Origin of the sequence: Rhizobium sp. P32RR-XVIII (genome assembly GCF_012641395.1) — a bacterium.
Taxonomy (GTDB): Bacteria; Pseudomonadota; Alphaproteobacteria; order Rhizobiales; family Rhizobiaceae; genus Rhizobium.
The window spans coordinates 433,466-449,012 of the sequence record NZ_JABAIH010000002.1; the positions used below are offsets into that span (position 1 = coordinate 433,466).

Consider the following 15,547-nt stretch of genomic DNA (forward strand, 5'->3'; position numbering starts at 1 on the left):
CTCTCGCGTCAGGGATCCGGCCCGCTGATCTCCTCCTGCAATCGCTCGAAGGCGGTGGGAAACAACGTCGCGGGCGGGCTGTAGGGGTTCGAGAAGGCGTAGATGAAGAACAGGATGATGCCGGTGAAGGCTCCGAAGATCGATAGCAGCAGCAGGTTGCGACTGTCGGGCTGGTAGGGGTAGTAGCCGATGGCGGTGAAGACCACGCCCGAGATCGCTGCAAACCAGAAGATCGGGCTGACGGAGTCGGTGCCGCTGTTTTCGCGCTGGTCGCGGGACTCCGAAATCAGGTGTATTTCCTCGAGCATGTGGCTGCGCAGGCTTTCCTGTTTCGCGTTGGCGGGCGCGAGTTCGAGAGCCGTCAGATAGACGATGTTCCACTGGTCCCAGGCGGACGACGAAAGCTCTCCGGAGCGCGCGAGCTCGTTCCATTCCTCAGTGATGACGATGCGGACATAGTCCGCCAGCGCCTTCTGGATCGGCGCCTGCGCCTGCGGGCCGTAGCGCTCGGCATCGTAATAGATGTCGCCGACGGCATTGCTTTCCACCGCGCTTTCGGACTTCAGCGCCTGATATTCCAGCATCTCCTGTGCGAAGACGAGTGCCAGGATGAGGGCATGAAGGCTCGCGATGCGCGTCGCGACAGAGCTTGCAAGCTCTCGGTCCCGGCCATCCGGATCGCCGCCCATGAGGAAACGCATGGCGAAATACGCCACGAGCACGACCGCCGTTGTTCCCCCGGTGAAGGCGATGCCAATCAAAACTGACGTCATGAATCGTCTCCCGCGCGCAAAGTGTACGGCCTTCGCGGCAGACGGGCAATCGGGCGGTTTTCAGATCAGCAGGCGATCGCAGACCGGCACGCCGCCGGTCGCGGATGCGGCAACCAGGATATAAATCCTGTGGAAGGTGTTTTCCTTCGCAAGGTCGAACAGGCTTGAGCCGGAAGGGGCAAAAAATGCCCCAAGCCTCACGCGCCCAGCATCAGGTCCATGTTCTGGACTGCCGCCCCGGAGGCGCCCTTGCCGAGATTGTCGTAGACGGCGACGAGAAGCGCCTGTGCCGTATCGTCATTGGCGAAGACGTGCAGGCGCATGCGGTTGGTGTTGTTGTAGATCTCCGGGTTGAGCTCCGGCGTGCGCTCCGGCGCTTCGAAAGGAGCGACCTCCACGAAGCCCTTGGTGCCGGCGTAGTAGTCGGCGATTGCGGCATGCAGCTCGGCACCCTTCGGCACCTTCGGCAGGTGCGAGAGCTGCAGCGGCACCGTGACGACCATACCCTGAGCGAAATTGCCGACGACCGGCTGGAAGAAGGGCACGCGCGTGAGCTTGGCGTAGCGCTGCAGTTCCGGCAGATGCTTGTGCTGGAAGGTCAGGCCGTAGGGCATGTATTCCGCCGTGTCCTCGCCCTTGGCGACATAATCCTCGATCATGGTGCGGCCGCCGCCGGAATAACCGGAGATGCCGTTGACGGTAACCGGGAAATCGGCCGGGACGAGGCCGGCCTCGACAAGCGGGCGCAGCGTGGCGATCGGCCCTTGCGGCCAGCAGCCCGGATTGGATACGCGCTTGGCCGAGGCGATGATGCCGGCCTGCTCCTTGCTCATTTCCGGAAAGCCGTAAGCCCAGCCTTCGGCGACGCGGTGCGCCGTCGAGGCGTCGATCACCTTCGTCCGGTCGTTCTCGATCAGGCTGACGCTTTCCTTGGCGGCGTCATCAGGCAGGCAGAGGATGGCGATATCGGCCTCGTTGAGCAGGGCGGCACGGACGGCCTTGTCCTTGCGGCTCTCGCTCGGGATCGACAGCAACTCAAGATCTCGGCGCTCAGCCAGACGCCCGCGGATCTGCAGACCCGTCGTTCCGGCCTCGCCATCGATGAAGATCTTTGCCATGATAATCCTGCGCTTTCGATGAGTTCGAAGTTCTTCCGGCTTCAGTTTGCCATGAAGTTGAATCAGTTTGATAACGGCCTAACGGGCCGCGGCGCGCCTCTCGGCGCGGAGGCCCAGCATATACATCGCGACTGTTGCTCCCGCAATGGCGGTAATATCCGCATGGTCGTAAGGCGGTGAGACCTCGACCACGTCCGCGCCGCGGATGTCGAGCTGCTGCAGCCGCTGCAGCACCGAAAGGATCTTGGCGCTCGACGGTCCGCCCGCAACCGGCGTGCCCGTACCCGGTGCATAGGCCGGATCGAGGCAATCGATATCGAAGGTGAGATAGGATGGATGCCCCTGGGTGTGGGCGATGATCGTCGATGCGATCTCGGCGGCACTCATCTCTTCGACCTCGTGGCCATAGAGAATCCGGATGCCGAAATCCTCCGGCGCATGAGTGCGGATGCCGATCTGGATCGAGCGGTCGGGATCGATGATGCCGTCGCGGACGGCGCGGGCCACGAAGGAGCCATGGTCGGTACGCCTGTTGTCGTCGAGCCAGGTATCCTGATGCGCGTCGAACTGCACCAGCGCCAGCGGGCCGTGCCGGGCGGCATGCGCCTTAAGGATCGGCCATGTCACATAGTGGTCGCCGCCGAGCGTCAGCATGAACGCACCGCTATCGAGGATCGTGTTCGCCTGCCGCTCGATCGCCGCCGGCGTCTCCTGGTGATTGCCGTAGTCGAGCAAACAGTCGCCGTAGTCGATGACCGCCATCTCGGCAAAGAGGTCGCGGTTGAAGGGATATTGCGGATCGTTGTCGAAGATCGCCGAGGCGCGGCGGATCGCCTGCGGCCCGAAACGCGTTCCGGGCCGGTTGGAAGTTGCCGCATCGAAGGGAACGCCCCATACGACGGTGTCGACGCCGCTCAGGTCCTTGGTGAACCGGCGCCGCATGAAGGAAAGCGCTCCTGCGAAGGTCGGATCGCTGGCGGCGGAAGTGAGGCTGGTTGCCGTGAAGGCGTGGTCGATCGACTTGCTCGCCAAGATTTGCTCCTCGTAGTGGATGGATCAACTAAGCGGATTGGAAGCAGACTTCAAGAAAGCAGGAGAAGGAAAAAGGCCGGACGGAGCCGGCCTATCGTCTGGCGAGTGTCAACCGGGCAGTCGGTCCGCCAGAACCTCCGGGTTCTTGATCTGCGGTGGCGTTTCAAACAGTTCTGCGGCGCGCGCCATCAAGGCCGCCGCTACCTTGCCGTTCAAATGTGCCTGCCTGCCGGCCTCATTGTTGAAGGCGTCGAAAATGGCAAACGTGTTGTGATCGTAGCGCACGGCAAACCACACGGTCGTTTCGGGTTCGTCCGCGACAAGCGCCTGGGCGCTCTTCAGAAAATCCGCGACTTCGTCTTCCTTGCCGGATCTGGCTTTCAGTTCGACATGCAGTGCGAGCTTGGTCATCCTTGCCTCCTCTGGCTTGCGCGTTCTAAGCGCCGGCGATCAAGCTAACATCAACTCGCGACCGAATTGAGCTGCTTTGAGAACACTTGCCGCGATCAGGAGGCCTTGGCCTCGAAAGTTGGCGGGAAATCGCCGAGCGCCTTGGCCTCCTTGATGCGGGCGCCGATATCCTCCTCGATGATGGTTTCCAGCTGCGCGAAGCTCTCGATGACGTAGTAGATCGGCTGCAGGATATCGATGCGATAGGGGGTTCTCAGCACCGTCATCAGGTCGAACGGGCGGAATTCGCATGCCTTGCCTTCCATTGCTGCACGCGTTTCGTTCGGCGAGGAGACGATACCGGCGCCATAGCAGCGGCGGCCGTTCGGCGTGTTGATGAGGCCGAACTCGACGGTGAACCAGAAAATCCGGAACAGGTGCCAGGAGTATTCCTTGCCGAGCCCGACGGCCTTCTCGCCGAAGCGGCGGACGAAATTCGCATAGCTCTGGTGGGTGAGCAGCGGACAATGGCCGAAGACCTCGTGGAAGATGTCCGGCTCCTCGATGTAGTCGATGTGCTCGCGGCGGCGGATAAACGTCGCCAAGGGGAATTTGCCCTGCGACAGCAATTCATAGAAACGCGACGGCGGGATGAGCGCAGGCACGCCCTCCACACCGAACCCGGTCGTCTGGTTGAGGCGCCGGTTGACATCGCCAAGCTGGGGAACCTTGCCCGGTTTCAATCCGAGCATCTTCACGCCGTCCAGATATTCCTGGCAGGCCTTGTCGGCGAGCAGCGTCATCTGGCGCTGATAGAGCTCGCTCCAGATCCGGTCATCTTCTTCCGTGTAATGGTAGATGCCCTCCGCATCCGGCAGGTTCGCCGTATAGGTACTTTCCTTGGGCATGAGCGGCCTCCCGTCCTTACGTCCGATGAGCCGGGGTGTTCCAGCCGCCGGCTGCCAGATCACCATTATATCCACGAAAATCCGGGTAAACATTTCAGGATTGCCGGATTATGGTTAGAATATGGGAGAATAATCCGGGAGGGCGCCAAAGATGAAAGAAAGCTTGCAAGCTGCCCGCAAGCTCCTGCGACTCGTGCAAACCGGAGATGGTTCATCGCTCGCTGCGCTGGCGGAGAAGGCCGGCATGTCGCAAAGCACCGCCTGGCGCAAGATGCAGGAACTGGAGGCCGAGGGCGTCATCCGCAAGCGGGTTGCTCTTCTCGATCCGGCAAAACTCGACCTCAAGCTCTGCATCATCGCGCATGTGACGCTTGAGGACCATCACGAGGAGGCGATAGAAGCCTTTGCCAGCGTCGTGCGCGACCGGCCGGAGATCATGGAGTGCTACGCGCTGTCGGGAACCTTCGACTACATGCTGAAGATCAGGGCGCGCGACGTCGAAGCCTACGAGGCCTTCATGACCCGCCACCTGATGCGCAATCCGCATGTCCGCAACGTGGTTTCCAGCTTTGTCCTGCGCGAACTGAAGTCGACGACCGAACTGCCGATCTAACAAGCGTTGCAGCGATCCACCGGTTTGCTGACTTGAGGCTCCCAGTCATAAGCTTTAGCTTGCTGCTTGGCGCTTGCGAAGCGTCGGTCGTTGGCTATTGTTCGTTTCCGCAGCGGGCAACAAGAGGAGTGCTTCATGTTCGATCATGTGTCGATTGGCGTCAAAGACCTCGAACGGGCGCGGAAGTTCTACGATGCCGCTCTGACCGCGCTGGGTTATGAGCGTCTGTCTAATTTTGACGGCACGGTTGGCTATGGCGAGGACAGGGCACGCTTTTGGGTGAGCGAGGTCGAAAGACCGGTTCCGGCGGATCGAGGATCCGGCCTGCACTTCTGCTTCGTCGCTCCGAGCAAAGCGGCGGTCGACGCCTTTCATGCTGCGAGCCTGGCAAACGGCGGCGAGGACAACGGGCAGCCGGGGATTCGGCCGGATTACGGGCAGTTCTACTACGCTGCCTTCATCATCGACCCGGACGGCTACCGGCTCGAGGCCTATTTCAATATGGGGGAGTGACGGCGCAACCCGGCGCCGTGACGGTGATGCTGCCGCTCCAGATTTCAAAGAGACATGATCAACGAAAAAGGCCGGGCAAAACCCGGCCTTTTCCAAATCCGTATTTCCGAAGCGCTTAACGCTTGGAGAACTGGAACGAACGGCGGGCCTTGGCCTTACCGTACTTCTTACGCTCGACGACGCGGCTGTCGCGGGTCAGGAAGCCACCCTTCTTCAGTACCGAGCGCAGGCCCGGTTCGAAGTAGGTGAGGGCCTTGGACAGACCGTGACGAACGGCACCGGCCTGGCCGGAAAGACCGCCGCCAGCAACCGTTGCAACGATGTCGAACTGGCCGTCACGGGCAGCAGCGACGATCGGCTGGCGCAGGATCATCTGCAGGACCGGACGGGCGAAATATGCCGTGAAGTCCTTGCCGTTGATGATGATCTTGCCGGAGCCGGCCTTCACCCAAACGCGGGCGACGGCGTCCTTGCGCTTGCCGGTCGCATAGGAACGGCCAAGCGAATCGACCTTGCGGACGTGAGCCGGAGCAACTGCTGCTTCCGACGACGTGCCGAGATCCTTCAGGGAGGAGAGGTCAGCCATTCTTAGGCGCTCCTTACGTTCTTCTTGTTCAGCTTGGAGACGTCGAGGACGGTCGGCTGCTGTGCTTCGTGGGGATGGTTGGAACCGGCGTAGACGCGGAGGTTCTTCATCTGGCGGCGACCGAGCGGGCCACGCGGAACCATGCGCTCAACGGCCTTCTCGAGGACGCGCTCCGGGAAGCGGCCTTCGATGATCTGGCGCGCGGTGCGCTCCTTGATGCCGCCGGCATAACCGGTGTGCCAGTAGTAGACCTTGTCTTCGTACTTCTTGCCGGTGAAAACGACCTTGTCGGCGTTGATGACGATAACATTGTCGCCGTCGTCAACGTGAGGCGTGAAGGTTGCCTTGTGCTTGCCGCGCAGACGCATAGCGATGACGGAAGCAAGACGGCCAACGACGAGCCCTTCGGCGTCGATGATGACCCACTTCTTCTCCACCTCTGCAGGCTTCTGGGAGAAAGTTGCCATAGTAGTTACTCTCTTTTGGATCCCTTGTGCCCGAAGGCGAAGGGCGTTTCTTGTTGCTTGGTTTGACGAACCCGGAGGCGCGGCAAAAAAGAAAGCAGCCGGAAAGGGCTGCGTTCTGGCGCGGTGTATAAAGGCAAAGGCCTCTTCGGTCAAGATTGCCGATTTGGATGACATGAAAAATTATCTATTAGAATCAATGCGTTATCTGTGAGGTAATATGATACCGTAAGTTTATCCCTTGTTGGGAGGCCATGGCTTGTCCAAATTCCTCTGAGGCGTCGATAGCTGGCGCATCGCTTCTCCTCGAATTTGCCGGTAGCCTATGGCAGAATTGATGGCACGAAAATCGCGATGTGAGGAGTTGGTCCATGGCCGAAGTCGTATCCTTCCGGAAAGATCCAAACAAGGCAGGGGAGGGTGCGCTCGTGCTTCGGCAGCTCGGCGACGGGATATTGCGGCTCACGCTAAACAATCCGCCGGTCAACGTCCTTTCGGTCGCGGTCCTGGAAACGCTGATGGGCGAACTCCAGAGCGCCGCAGGAGACCCGAATGTCCGGGTCGTGGTTGTCGCTTCGACCGGCAATGTCTTCTCGGCGGGGCATGACCTGGCGGAACTGACGGCCCATCGCGCCGATGCGGATGGCGGCGTGGCATTTTTCGAGGAAACCTTCGCGCTCGCCGCGGATCTGATGCTGGAAATCACCCGCCTGCCGAAGCCGGTGATCGCGGAGATCGACGGTCTGGCGACGGCGGCTGGCTGCCAGCTTGTCGCGAGCTGCGATCTTGCAATCTGCACCGACACCTCGACCTTCTGCACGCCGGGTGCCAATATCGGGCTTTTCTGCTCGACGCCGGCCGTGGCCGTCTCGCGTGCCGCGCACCGCAAGCAGGCCATGGAAATGCTGCTGACCGCCGAGACGATCGACGCTTCGACGGCCAAGGATTTCGGCCTCGTCAACCGAATCGTGCCCAAGCAGTATCTGACGCAGGTCGTGACGAAATATGCTTCGGTGATTGCCTCGAAATCCCCGGCGGCGCTGAGGATCGGCAAGGAGGCTTTCTACCGCCAGCTCGAAATGCCTGTCGACGAAGCCTATGGCTATGCGGCTGAGGTCATGGTGGAGAATATGCTCAACGCCGATGCGATCGAAGGCATCGGTGCTTTTCTCGGCAAGCGCTTACCGGAATGGAAGGGCGAGTAGCTACGCCAGCTTCAGGGCCAGTCCGCCGAGCGCGATGACCAAGCCAGCGATATAGCGCCAGGGGCTTGCCTTTTCCTTCAGCACCAGCACGGAAATGACGAGGGCAAAGAGGATCGAGGTCTCGCGCAGGGCGGCAACGGTCGCGACCGGCGCTTTCGTCATGGCCCAGAGCGCCAGGCCATAGGAGGCGATCGAGCCGGAGCCGCCGATGAGGCCGCGCCACCAGTTGACGCGAACATGGGTTGCGACGGCGACAATACCGCGGCGCGAGATTGCCCATGTGAAGAGCAGCACCGGCGGCAGCAGCGACATCCAGAGCGTATAGGAAATCGCATTGCCGGACAGGCGCGCGCCGATGCCGTCCACATAGGTGTAGGTCGCGATGACGCAGGCGTTGACGAGTGCGAGCATGATGGCGTGTCTGCTGCCGCGCCGCGCCTCGAAAGCAAGCGTCAGAATGCCGGCGCAGATCGTCATGGTGCCGATGAGCGCGCCGCCCGAAAGCTTCTCGTCCAGCACAAAGCCGCTAGTGGCGACGATGAGAAGCGGCGCGCAGCCGCGCATCAGCGGATAGACCAGGCCGATATCTCCCGCCCGATAGGCTGCCGCGACCAGCTGAAAATAGGCAAATTGCAAGACAGCCGACGCCCCTATGAAGGGCCAGGCTGAAGGCTGCGGCAAAGGCAGGAAGGGCAGGAACGGCAGCGCCGCCACGGCACCGCCGGCCGAAACGAGCGCCGCATCGAGTGATTTGTTCGTCCCCGCCTTGATGATTGCGTTCCATGTCGCGTGAAGAAACGCGCCGAAGAGGACAAGCAGGATGACGTCGAGGGGCACGATGGAGACCGGGATGGGTGGCAGGCAGTGAGCGGGTATGAACTGTGTCGGCCGGAAAATCAATCTTGCAAGAAGTATTTACAACCGTAGGCTGGCCTCGAGGCCAAAATGGCAAATCAGACACTCAGTTCGCGCAGTGTCCTGGCTGTAAAATTGGCTTTCAGAGGGCGCTCGACATACGTTCATTTCGAATTTCTTCTTTCAACTATGAGATGTTACTAATGGACGCTAGAACAAAAAATGAACAAAAGGAAGACGAAAGAGGTTTTGTGAAAAAAGTATGACTAATGACCTCGGCTATACCACTGAAAAGTAGAGTATATTCTATAGTTTTGCAGTAGTTACGTTTGCGCAAATTCAAGTAGTAATTCAGGCATTCAAGGCTCGGCGAGGGCCGCAAGCCGCAGGCTGCAGCCCTTGAGAAACCGGTTTCGCAACCCGTATTCGCCACTACAAATAGTTGTCAGGGATAAAGAACAGCCCTTTTCGGTTGTCTATATCCTCGCAGTAAAGAACCGGGCACGTGGGGTCGTTTCCCGTTGGGATGTTCCTCCACTCAGCATATTCGTGAGCGTCGCAGTAGCGACTGTTGCGGATATAGCGATCAAAGATCGGCAAACCCCTTGGCGAGGTCCAGCGGAAGATAACAGCGCCCTCGTTGTGAATGGCGGCCCGCGCGCTCTGGCAGCTCATGGACAGCGGATTGTAGCGGGAGATCGCCAGCGCGGGCGAGGCGACAAGGACCAGCGCCATAGCGAGAGCAACTTTTTTCATAGGATATTCCTCCTTGGAAAGCCGGATATTATATATACGCCTAAAAAGAACTGCCGGTTTCAATTTACCGCGAAGAATGGATGGAAGAAAAAGCTGATGAATCATGACCGTTATCCAGACGACTACATCGCCGGAATCCTGAAATCGGTAAAGACGATTGCACTCACCGGGGCGTCCCCCAATCCGGCGCGGCCGAGCAACGGCGTGATGGGGTATCTCCTGTCGCGCGGCTACAACGTTATCCCCGTCAATCCCGGGCAGGCCGGCAAGCTGATACACGGCCAGCTCGTCTATGCCCGGCTCGCCGATATTCCGGTCCCGGTCGACATGGTCGATGTGTTTCGCGCCTCGGAACATCTCCAGGGCGTGGTGGATGAGGCGCTGACTCTGCGCACGCTGCCGAAGGTGATCTGGTCGCAGCTTGGCGTGCGCGACGACGTTGCCGCGGCGAAGGCGGAAGCGGCCGGCGTCAAAGTTGTGATGGACCGTTGTCCCGCAATCGAAATACCCCGCCTGGCTGCGTGAGTGCACGGATTTTTCTCTTGATGTCCGATGGTTGAAACGCAAAGCGGTTAACATTTGCGGTTCCTAGGCTATGCTCCCGCCATCGATAGCAAGGGAGGAAAAGATGGCGAAGTACGGTCCGGGGTTCAACACGCTGGCAATTCACGCAGGCGCGCAGCCGGACCCGGCAACACGCTCGCGGGCGACGCCGATCTACCAGACGACGGCTTTTGTCTTCGATGATTCCGATCACGCGGCCTCGCTCTTCGGACTGCAGGCCTTCGGCAACATCTATACGCGCATCATGAACCCGACGCAGGCCGTGCTCGAGGAGCGTGTGGCGGCACTCGAGGGCGGCACGGCGGCACTGGCGGTGGCCTCGGGCCATGCAGCACAGGTCATCGTCTTTCACACGATCATGCGCCCGGGGGAAAACTTCGTCGCGGCGACGCGGCTTTACGGCGGCTCGATCAATCAGTTCGGCAATGCCTTCGAGAATTTCGGCTGGCAGGTGCGTTGGGCGGATGCCGCTGACCCGGCAAGCTTCGAAAACCAGATCGATGAAAAGACGCGGGCAATCTTCGTCGAGAGCCTTGCAAATCCCGGCGGCACGTTCGTCGATATTGCAGCCATCGCCGAGGTGGCGCACAGGCATGGCCTGCCGCTGATCGTCGACAACACCATGGCGACGCCTTATCTCATCCGCCCGATCGAACATGGGGCCGATATCGTCGTGCATTCGCTGACGAAATTCCTCGGCGGCCACGGCAATTCCATGGGCGGCATCATCGTCGACGGCGGTACCTTCGACTGGTCGAAGTCCGGCAACTATCCGATGCTCTCAAGCCCGCGCCCGGAATATAACGGCATGGTGCTGCATGCGGCCTTCGGCAATTTCGCCTTTGCAATTGCAGCCCGTGTCCTTGGCCTGCGCGATCTCGGTCCGGCAATCTCGCCCTTCAATGCGTTCCTGATCCTCACCGGCATCGAGACGCTGCCGCTCAGGATGCAGCGCCACTGCGACAATGCGCTTGCGGTCGCCAAATGGCTGAAGGCACACAGCAAGGTCGCCTGGGTGAACTACGCCGGTCTTGACGATGATCCGAACCGTAGCCTGCAGCAGCGTTATTCTCCCAAGGGCGCCGGTTCCGTCTTCACCTTCGGCGTCAAGGGCGGCTACGAGGCTGGCAAGGCGCTCGTTGAAGGGCTGGAGCTCTTCTCCCATCTCGCCAATATCGGTGATACGCGCTCGCTGGTGATCCACCCGGCGTCCACCACGCACCGTCAGCTGACGGACGAGCAGAAGACAGCCGCCGGCGCCGGCCCGGATGTCGTCCGGCTCTCGATCGGCATAGAAGACGTGCAGGATATCATCGCTGATCTCGAACAGTCGCTATCGAGGATCTGAGGAAAGGCTCTCATGTTCCTGTTTTCCGTTGCAGCCATCTGGGCCGTTGCCGCCATGACGCCGGGTCCAAATTTCTTCATCGTCGTACGGACGGCGCTGGAGGGATCTCGGAGTGCGGCGGTAGCCGTTATTGCGGGCGTCATCCTCGGCACCTTCTGCTGGGGACTGGCCGGCTGGCTCGGCATCAGCGCATTGTTCGCGGCCGCGCCCTTTGCCTATCTCTTCCTGAAGATTGCCGGTGGCGCCTATCTGCTTTGGCTCGGCGCAAAGCTCCTTTGGAAGACTTATACGAATGCCGGTTCCTCCGGCGAGCCAGCCGCGCGTCCGGCAATCGGTACGAAGCAGGCCTTCTATTCCGGCTTCGTCACCAATCTTGCGAACCCGAAATCGGCCTTCTTCGTTGCCAGTCTCTTTGCGGCGACGCTGCCTGCCGAGCACTCCTGGCTGCACGGTGCCCTGGCGGTCGCGACCATGGTTCTCGTCTCCTCGCTGTGGTACGCCTTCGTGTTCACGATCCTGCGCAATCCTGCGGTCGCCGGAGCCTATGCGCGGGGCCGCCGCGGTATCGATGCCATGGCCGGTGTCATCTTCATGGGCTTCGGCATGAAGCTTCTGACGTCCGCCCGGTAGGAGATCTCATGCAGCACCAGCTCGTCCTTGATCCCGAGGCTGTCGAACCCGAAATGGGAGCGCCCGCTGCCGACCGCGTCATCGCCGGCGATCCGCAATTTCGCACCTGGAACCTGGAGGAGGCCGAAGGCGGCCTCTATGCGGGCATCTGGGAAGCGACGCCCGGTAAATGGCGCATCGTCTACGACGAATGGGAATATTTCAGCATTCTCTCCGGCCATTCCATCGTTACCGAGGATGGCGGCGAGCCCGTCCATCTCAAGGCGGGCAGCCGGATGATCCTGAGACCGGGCTTCAAGGGAACCTGGGAAGTCGTTGAAACGACTCGTAAGGATTATGTGATCCGCATCTGACTAGCGAAGCAGCAAGCTGAGCAGCGGTGCCGCGAGAACGTTCACAAGCCCGACCAGCACCATGACGAGACCGGCGATCGTGCCTTCCTCGGCGCCGATCTGCTGCGCCTTGGCAACGCCTGCGCCGTGCGCTCCCATGCCGAGCAGCGCGCCGCGCGAGAGTGCCGATCTCAGCGGCAGGACACGCAGCAGGGTCTCGCCGAGTGCCGCGCCGAGGACGCCGGTGATGACCACGAAGACGGCGGTCAGGTCCGGCACACCGCCGATATCAGCCGAAACCGTCATGGCGAAGGGCGTGCTGACCGAGCGCGGCAGCAGGCTGAGCCGCAGGTTGCCGTCGAGGCTGAGGAGGCTCGCAAGCGCCCAGGCGGAGCCCACCGCGACGCCGCTGCCGACGGTGACACCGAGCGCGAGCGCCGGCCAGTAACGCCGGATCGTCGCCCGCTGTTCGTAGATCGGGACGGCGAAGGCAACGGTCGCAGGGCCGAGCAGCATCACCAGCCAGTGGGTTGAGCGGATGTAGTCGGCGTAGGTTTCGCGCATCACGATCGCAAGGATGATGAGGAGCGCGGGCGCGAAGACAAGTGGCGACAGCCACAGACGCGGCCAGCGCCGATAAGCCGCCTTGGCGAAAAGGTAGAGCGCAATGGTGATCGCGGACCAGAAGGCGGCGAGCAGCAGCGGAGGGGCGGCCTCAGAGATCATCGGGGCCTCCGGGGACCGCCGTCAGCCGCAGGACAAGCTCCACGGCAAGCGCCGTCGTACCCATGACGACAAGCGTTCCCGTTACGATGACGGCAAGGACCTTCAGGCCGAGGAGGCCGAGAAACTCGCGATGGTCGAGCACGGCAAGCACGGCCGGAATGAAGAACAGCAGCATTTCCGCCATGAACCACTGCGCGCCCCGGCGCATGGCGGCAGGTTTGATCCATCCGGCCGCAAGCAGCGCAAGCACCAGGAACAGGCCGATGACGCTGCCGGGAACCGGCACGCCGGATAGGCGGGCGAATGCTTCCCCTGTTATCCAGAAGGTCATGATCAGGCCGATCTGGAGGAAGCGGCCCTCCCGTAGACGGGTAATGGAGGCGATTCGAACAAGGGACATGGCTGCGTTCTCTAAAAACTGCACCATGCATATAAAGCCGGCCGATCCATGAGAAAAATGAATTGATTGAATACAAATAAGTCCATACTGGAATGAACATGGAATTGCGGACGCTGAGGATATTTGTCGAGGTCGTGCGCCAGGGAGGCTTCTCTCAGGCGGCAAGGACTGTCTTCCTGACGCAATCGGCCGTCAGCAAGGCGGTGAAGCAACTCGAGGACGAGCTCGGCGTTCTTCTGCTCGACAGGATCGGCCATCGGTCCAGCCTGACGGCGGCAGGCGATATCGTCTACCGGCGTGCACTCCAAATGCTGGCGGAGCAGAGCGACCTGATTTCCGAATTGGCGGAGCTGCGTGGCCTGAGACGGGGGAGGCTGCGGCTCGGACTTCCGCCGATCGGCAGCGACGCGCTGTTCGCGCCTCTCTTCGCGGTCTATAGGAAACGTTATCCGGGCATCGAGATCCAGCTCGCCGAGCACGGAAGCAAGCGGCTGGAGGAACTCGTGCGCAGTGGCGAGGTCGATCTCGGAGTATCGCTTCTCCCGGTACCCGACGAGTTCGAATGGCAGGATGTCCGCAACGAGCCGATGGACGTGCTCCTTCCCCTTGACCATCCGCTGGCCAGCGCTGGCGAAATCGAACTGGCCATGCTGAAGGATATGCCCTTCATCCTGTTCGACACCGGCTTTGCGCTGAACCCGATGATTCTGGATGCCTGCCGCTTGGCGGGCTTCACGCCGGCGATCGCTGCCCGCTCCAGCCAGATTACCTTCATCGTCGAGCTGGTGGCCTCCGGCCTGGGTATTGGTTTCCTGCCGCGCTTCATTGCTGAGAAGCGGGTGCACGGCCGCGTGCGCCACGTCGCCGTCACGCGGCCATCGATGGCCTGGCACATGGCCTGGATATGGCGGCGCGGCTCCTACATGTCCGACGCTGCGCGCACCTGGCTGGAGCTGGCTGCCGCGCGGAGCGGTCCTGACGCCTGAGCGCCGCGGTCTCTTCCCGGCACCTTCGCCCCTTTCGGTATGGCAAAACCAAGGCAGTCCCACATTAAAGTTTTGTAATGTTTCCAATCGTTTGTCGCTAAGTCTTTGATTTCTCGACCTAAGGGTAGGTCGGCTCGCCGAACCGTCGTGCCGCCGTCATCGAACCGTCATCAAACTGTAATGTAGAGCGCCTAGCCCGCCTATTATGGCGGGAATTTCGGTGCTCCAGACAAGTGGATAGCCCCTCCATGGAGCGCTCTCGCCGTTGTTTTGTGCTATTCAGGAAGAGATTAAATGCTCACCAAGAAACTTCTTTCTGCCTGCCTCGGTGCGGGTCTGGCTGCCGTTTTCGCAGTCTCCGCTTCCGCCGCCGACATCACCGGCGCCGGTTCTACTTTCGTTTATCCGGTCCTGTCCAAGTGGTCGGCTGACTACAACAAGCAGACCGGCGACAAGCTGAACTATCAGTCGATCGGTTCGGGTGGCGGTATCGCCCAGATCAAGGCTGCAACGGTCGATTTCGGCGCTTCCGACGCGCCGCTGAAGCCTGAAGACCTGACAGCCGGTGGCTTCGGCCAGTTCCCGCTCGTTGTTGGCGGCATCGTTCCGGTCATCAACGTCAAGGGCATCAAGACTGGCCAGCTGAAGCTGACGGGCAAGGTTCTCGCCGACATTTATCTCGGCAACGTCACCAAGTGGAACGACAAGGCCATCGCCGACCTCAACCCCGGCCTGAAGCTGCCCGATTCTCAGATCGCCGTCGTCCACCGTTCGGACGGCTCGGGCACCTCGTTCAACTGGACGAACTTCCTCTCCAAGGTCAACCCGGATTGGAAGTCCAAGGTCGGTGAAGGCACCGCCGTCAACTGGCCAGTCGGCATCGGCGGCAAGGGCAACGAAGGCGTCGCTGCTTACGTGACCCGCGTCAAGGATTCGATCGGCTACGTCGAATACGCCTACGCCCTGCAGAACAAGCTGCCCTACGCTCTTCTTCAGAACGCCGCCGGCCAGTACCCGAAGCCGAATGCTGAAAGCTTCTCGGCTGCTGCTGCCAGCGCCGAATGGGCCAAGGCTCAGGACTTCTACCTGATCATGACCAACGCTCCGGGCGAAAAGGCCTGGCCGGTAACGGCAACCACCTGGGCGATCATGTACAAGGAGCCGAAGGACGCCGCTCGCTCCAAGGCTGCCTTCGCCTTCTTCAAGTGGGCGCTTGAAAACGGTCAGAAGGAAGCTTCTTCGCTCGACTACGTGCCGCTGCCGGCGACCCTGGTCAAGCAGATCGAAGACTACTGGACTGCCTCCTTCAAGGGCTGAGCCGACCATTATCGGGGCGGGAGCGTGGCTC

At 60.9% G+C, this 15,547-nt stretch carries 21 protein-coding genes; 9 read left to right on the forward strand and 12 right to left on the reverse strand.

The window, feature by feature from the left end; all coding sequences use genetic code 11:
• Positions 1-8: 8 nt before the first annotated feature.
• The 6 genes from HGP14_RS07150 to HGP14_RS07175 form a co-directional block, all read right to left on the reverse strand.
• Positions 9-773, reverse strand: a complete 765-nt coding sequence (locus HGP14_RS07150; RefSeq protein WP_168829164.1) for a DUF4239 domain-containing protein — start codon at positions 771-773, stop codon at positions 9-11.
• Between the two features lie 60 nt (positions 774-833).
• Positions 834-974, reverse strand: coding sequence for a hypothetical protein (locus HGP14_RS07155; RefSeq protein ID WP_168829165.1), 141 nt, complete (start codon positions 972-974; stop codon positions 834-836).
• A complete protein-coding gene (gene argC / locus HGP14_RS07160; RefSeq protein ID WP_168829609.1) occupies positions 971-1,894 on the reverse strand; it encodes an N-acetyl-gamma-glutamyl-phosphate reductase in 924 nt (307 codons plus the stop codon). Before argC ends, HGP14_RS07155 begins: the two co-directional genes overlap by 4 nt.
• Before the next feature lie 75 nt (positions 1,895-1,969).
• Positions 1,970-2,923: an agmatinase gene (gene speB / locus HGP14_RS07165; protein WP_168829166.1), complete on the reverse strand. Its 954-nt coding sequence runs from the start codon at positions 2,921-2,923 to the stop codon at positions 1,970-1,972.
• A gap of 108 nt (positions 2,924-3,031) precedes the next feature.
• On the reverse strand, positions 3,032-3,334 hold the full coding sequence (locus tag HGP14_RS07170) for a putative quinol monooxygenase (RefSeq protein ID WP_168829167.1): 303 nt from the start codon (positions 3,332-3,334) through the stop codon (positions 3,032-3,034).
• Positions 3,335-3,429: 95 nt separating this feature from the next.
• Positions 3,430-4,221 (reverse strand): phenylalanine 4-monooxygenase, encoded by a 792-nt coding sequence (locus HGP14_RS07175; protein WP_168829168.1) that lies wholly within the window; start codon positions 4,219-4,221, stop codon positions 3,430-3,432.
• A 151-nt stretch (positions 4,222-4,372) separates the two neighbouring features.
• Between HGP14_RS07175 and HGP14_RS07180 the strand changes: the two genes are divergently transcribed.
• Together HGP14_RS07180 and HGP14_RS07185 are read left to right on the forward strand one after the other, a co-directional pair.
• The gene (locus HGP14_RS07180; RefSeq protein WP_168829169.1) at positions 4,373-4,834 is read left to right on the forward strand and encodes an Lrp/AsnC family transcriptional regulator; all 462 of its coding nucleotides are present in this window, start codon (positions 4,373-4,375) and stop codon (positions 4,832-4,834) included.
• 135 nt (positions 4,835-4,969) lie between these two features.
• Positions 4,970-5,347, forward strand: coding sequence for a VOC family protein (locus HGP14_RS07185; RefSeq protein ID WP_168829170.1), 378 nt, complete (start codon positions 4,970-4,972; stop codon positions 5,345-5,347).
• Between the two features lie 115 nt (positions 5,348-5,462).
• Here the strand turns inward: HGP14_RS07185 and rpsI are convergent, their stop codons facing one another.
• Together rpsI and rplM are read right to left on the reverse strand one after the other, a co-directional pair.
• Positions 5,463-5,933 carry a 30S ribosomal protein S9 gene (rpsI, locus tag HGP14_RS07190; protein ID WP_168829171.1) on the reverse strand — a complete coding sequence of 157 codons (471 nt, stop codon included), beginning with the start codon at positions 5,931-5,933 and terminating at the stop codon, positions 5,463-5,465.
• A gap of 2 nt (positions 5,934-5,935) precedes the next feature.
• Entirely contained in the window at positions 5,936-6,400 is a 465-nt protein-coding gene (rplM, locus tag HGP14_RS07195; RefSeq protein WP_168829172.1) for a 50S ribosomal protein L13, read from the reverse strand.
• A gap of 368 nt (positions 6,401-6,768) precedes the next feature.
• On the opposite strand from rplM, the gene HGP14_RS07200 reads away from it, so the two are divergent.
• Positions 6,769-7,602 (forward strand): enoyl-CoA hydratase, encoded by an 834-nt coding sequence (locus HGP14_RS07200; RefSeq protein ID WP_168829173.1) that lies wholly within the window; start codon positions 6,769-6,771, stop codon positions 7,600-7,602.
• Here HGP14_RS07200 and HGP14_RS07205 read toward each other — a convergent pair whose 3' ends face one another.
• Positions 7,603-8,439, reverse strand: a complete 837-nt coding sequence (locus HGP14_RS07205; RefSeq protein ID WP_168829174.1) for an EamA family transporter — start codon at positions 8,437-8,439, stop codon at positions 7,603-7,605. It abuts the gene before it with no gap.
• Between the two features lie 450 nt (positions 8,440-8,889).
• Positions 8,890-9,213 (reverse strand): hypothetical protein, encoded by a 324-nt coding sequence (locus tag HGP14_RS07210; protein ID WP_168829610.1) that lies wholly within the window; start codon positions 9,211-9,213, stop codon positions 8,890-8,892.
• A gap of 96 nt (positions 9,214-9,309) precedes the next feature.
• Between HGP14_RS07210 and HGP14_RS07215 the strand changes: the two genes are divergently transcribed.
• The 4 genes from HGP14_RS07215 to HGP14_RS07230 all read left to right on the forward strand — a co-directional run bounded on the left by HGP14_RS07215 (position 9,310) and on the right by HGP14_RS07230 (position 12,108).
• Positions 9,310-9,738, forward strand: a complete 429-nt coding sequence (locus HGP14_RS07215; protein WP_168829175.1) for a CoA-binding protein — start codon at positions 9,310-9,312, stop codon at positions 9,736-9,738.
• A gap of 103 nt (positions 9,739-9,841) precedes the next feature.
• Positions 9,842-11,125, forward strand: a complete 1,284-nt coding sequence (locus HGP14_RS07220; RefSeq protein ID WP_168829176.1) for an O-acetylhomoserine aminocarboxypropyltransferase — start codon at positions 9,842-9,844, stop codon at positions 11,123-11,125.
• Positions 11,126-11,137: 12 nt separating this feature from the next.
• A complete protein-coding gene (locus HGP14_RS07225; protein WP_168829177.1) occupies positions 11,138-11,755 on the forward strand; it encodes a LysE family transporter in 618 nt (205 codons plus the stop codon).
• An 8-nt stretch (positions 11,756-11,763) separates the two neighbouring features.
• Positions 11,764-12,108, forward strand: coding sequence for a cupin domain-containing protein (locus HGP14_RS07230; RefSeq protein ID WP_168829178.1), 345 nt, complete (start codon positions 11,764-11,766; stop codon positions 12,106-12,108).
• Here HGP14_RS07230 and HGP14_RS07235 read toward each other — a convergent pair whose 3' ends face one another.
• Together HGP14_RS07235 and HGP14_RS07240 are read right to left on the reverse strand one after the other, a co-directional pair.
• A complete protein-coding gene (locus tag HGP14_RS07235) occupies positions 12,109-12,813 on the reverse strand; it encodes an LrgB family protein (protein WP_168829179.1) in 705 nt (234 codons plus the stop codon).
• Complete coding sequence (locus tag HGP14_RS07240; RefSeq protein WP_168829180.1) at positions 12,803-13,213, reverse strand: CidA/LrgA family protein; 411 nt, start codon at positions 13,211-13,213, stop codon at positions 12,803-12,805. The genes HGP14_RS07235 and HGP14_RS07240 overlap by 11 nt, the downstream gene beginning before the upstream one ends.
• Positions 13,214-13,311: 98 nt before the next feature.
• On the opposite strand from HGP14_RS07240, the gene HGP14_RS07245 reads away from it, so the two are divergent.
• Complete coding sequence (locus tag HGP14_RS07245) at positions 13,312-14,199, forward strand: LysR family transcriptional regulator (protein ID WP_205927057.1); 888 nt, start codon at positions 13,312-13,314, stop codon at positions 14,197-14,199.
• Between the two features lie 294 nt (positions 14,200-14,493).
• On the forward strand, positions 14,494-15,516 hold the full coding sequence (pstS, locus tag HGP14_RS07250; protein ID WP_168829182.1) for a phosphate ABC transporter substrate-binding protein PstS: 1,023 nt from the start codon (positions 14,494-14,496) through the stop codon (positions 15,514-15,516).
• Positions 15,517-15,547: the final 31 nt, after the last annotated feature.

Bases quoted from the DNA above. Each gene is read 5' to 3' on its own strand.
- HGP14_RS07150 (WP_168829164.1), bottom strand. From the start codon at position 773: ATGACGTCAGTTTTGATTGGCATCGCCTTCACCGGGGGAACAACGGCG.
- HGP14_RS07170 (WP_168829167.1), bottom strand. From the start codon at position 3,334: ATGACCAAGCTCGCACTGCATGTCGAACTGAAAGCCAGATCCGGCAAG.
- HGP14_RS07175 (WP_168829168.1), bottom strand. From the start codon at position 4,221: ATGCCCAAGGAAAGTACCTATACGGCGAACCTGCCGGATGCGGAGGGC.
- HGP14_RS07180 (WP_168829169.1), top strand. From the start codon at position 4,373: ATGAAAGAAAGCTTGCAAGCTGCCCGCAAGCTCCTGCGACTCGTGCAA.
- HGP14_RS07185 (WP_168829170.1), top strand. From the start codon at position 4,970: ATGTTCGATCATGTGTCGATTGGCGTCAAAGACCTCGAACGGGCGCGG.
- rpsI (WP_168829171.1), bottom strand. From the start codon at position 5,933: ATGGCTGACCTCTCCTCCCTGAAGGATCTCGGCACGTCGTCGGAAGCA.
- rplM (WP_168829172.1), bottom strand. From the start codon at position 6,400: ATGGCAACTTTCTCCCAGAAGCCTGCAGAGGTGGAGAAGAAGTGGGTC.
- HGP14_RS07200 (WP_168829173.1), top strand. From the start codon at position 6,769: ATGGCCGAAGTCGTATCCTTCCGGAAAGATCCAAACAAGGCAGGGGAG.
- HGP14_RS07210 (WP_168829610.1), bottom strand. From the start codon at position 9,213: ATGAAAAAAGTTGCTCTCGCTATGGCGCTGGTCCTTGTCGCCTCGCCC.
- HGP14_RS07215 (WP_168829175.1), top strand. From the start codon at position 9,310: ATGAATCATGACCGTTATCCAGACGACTACATCGCCGGAATCCTGAAA.
- HGP14_RS07220 (WP_168829176.1), top strand. From the start codon at position 9,842: ATGGCGAAGTACGGTCCGGGGTTCAACACGCTGGCAATTCACGCAGGC.
- HGP14_RS07225 (WP_168829177.1), top strand. From the start codon at position 11,138: ATGTTCCTGTTTTCCGTTGCAGCCATCTGGGCCGTTGCCGCCATGACG.
- HGP14_RS07230 (WP_168829178.1), top strand. From the start codon at position 11,764: ATGCAGCACCAGCTCGTCCTTGATCCCGAGGCTGTCGAACCCGAAATG.
- HGP14_RS07235 (WP_168829179.1), bottom strand. From the start codon at position 12,813: ATGATCTCTGAGGCCGCCCCTCCGCTGCTGCTCGCCGCCTTCTGGTCC.
- HGP14_RS07240 (WP_168829180.1), bottom strand. From the start codon at position 13,213: ATGTCCCTTGTTCGAATCGCCTCCATTACCCGTCTACGGGAGGGCCGC.
- HGP14_RS07245 (WP_205927057.1), top strand. From the start codon at position 13,312: ATGGAATTGCGGACGCTGAGGATATTTGTCGAGGTCGTGCGCCAGGGA.
- pstS (WP_168829182.1), top strand. From the start codon at position 14,494: ATGCTCACCAAGAAACTTCTTTCTGCCTGCCTCGGTGCGGGTCTGGCT.